The organism is Capnocytophaga catalasegens, assembly GCF_026005215.1.
GTDB classification, from domain to species: Bacteria; Bacteroidota; Bacteroidia; order Flavobacteriales; family Flavobacteriaceae; genus Capnocytophaga; species Capnocytophaga catalasegens.
In genome coordinates this window covers 1-1045 of record NZ_BPMA01000026.1, presented here as the reverse complement: position 1 = coordinate 1045, position 1045 = coordinate 1, and the positions used below count along the sequence as shown (strand labels likewise).

1 protein-coding gene and 1 pseudogene are annotated in these 1045 nt (G+C 37.1%); both read left to right on the top strand.

All coding sequences use genetic code 11. The features are described 5' to 3' along the window. Positions 1–43 precede the first annotated feature (43 nt). Complete coding sequence (locus OO775_RS08375; RefSeq protein WP_264846632.1) at positions 44–796, top strand: chromosome partitioning protein ParB; 753 nt, start codon at positions 44–46, stop codon at positions 794–796. Then, a pseudogene (locus OO775_RS08370) lies at positions 796–1045 on the top strand (nucleotidyltransferase); the annotation flags it as partial. The gene OO775_RS08375 and the pseudogene OO775_RS08370, both read left to right, overlap by 1 nt.

Here is a 1045-nt window from a genome sequence, read left to right as displayed (position 1 = left end):
CAGCATTTGGGCGATAAATTTAGATTTTAAAGTAAGTTAAAAAATGGAGAATAAAGAATATCAGGATTTTGTGGATAAATTCAAACCAAAGAAAACAACTGACGACTGCTACACACCTCCAGCAGTCTATGATGTAGTGTTTAATTATGTCAAAGAGAAGTGTAACATTGAAGGAATGAAGGTTTTGAGACCATTTTACCCTGACGGAGACTATGAGAATGAAATCTACGATGATAATTGTGTGGTAATTGACAACCCGCCGTTTTCTATCATCTCACAAATCATTAGGTTCTATCTATCACGAGGGATTAAATTCTTTTTATTCGCCCCACACTTAACCTTATTTAGCTCTGACCAAGACTATACGGCGATTGTAGTTGGTGCTGAGATAACATATGAGAACGGGGCAAAGGTAAAGACTTCTTTCGTTTCAAATCTTTTTGGAGATACGAAGATTTTGGGAGATGCGGATTTACATCAGCGGTTAAAAGTGGTGCAAGAGCAGAACAAAGCCTGTTTGCCCTCTTACAAATATCCTGATAATATTATTACTGTAAGTGCTATTTCTCAAATAGTTGAAAAAGGTGTAAATATTGAAATCAAAAAGAAAGATGTTTCCTTCTGTCGAGGAATGGATGCTCAAAAACTGTTAAAAAAAACTATTTTTGGTAGTGGTTTTATTATGAGTAATGAAGCTACCGAACGAATGAAAGCCAAACGAATGAAAGCTAAAAAAGAAACAATTTACTGGGAATTATCAGACCGAGAAAAAGAACTTGTAAAAACATTAGGCTAATGGCACGAAGCATACAAGACATACAACAAGAAATTTACCAAGCCAAAGCAAGCGAACCCGCTTTGGACGAGCTAAATTCCACCTCGAAAACCGCTATTTGGCGATTGTGGATTTACATCGTTTCGGTGGCAATTTGGACACTTGAAAAAATCTTTGACCAGCATAGAAAAGAAGTAGATGAGCTACTGTCGGAACTCAAACCGCACACGGCTCGTTGGTATCGCAACAAAGCGTTAGCATTTCAATACG

What these genes read in the sequence shown, in the direction of transcription:
- OO775_RS08375 (WP_264846632.1), top strand. Translation starts at nt 44, where the DNA reads ATGGAGAATAAAGAATATCAGGATTTTGTGGATAAATTCAAACCAAAG.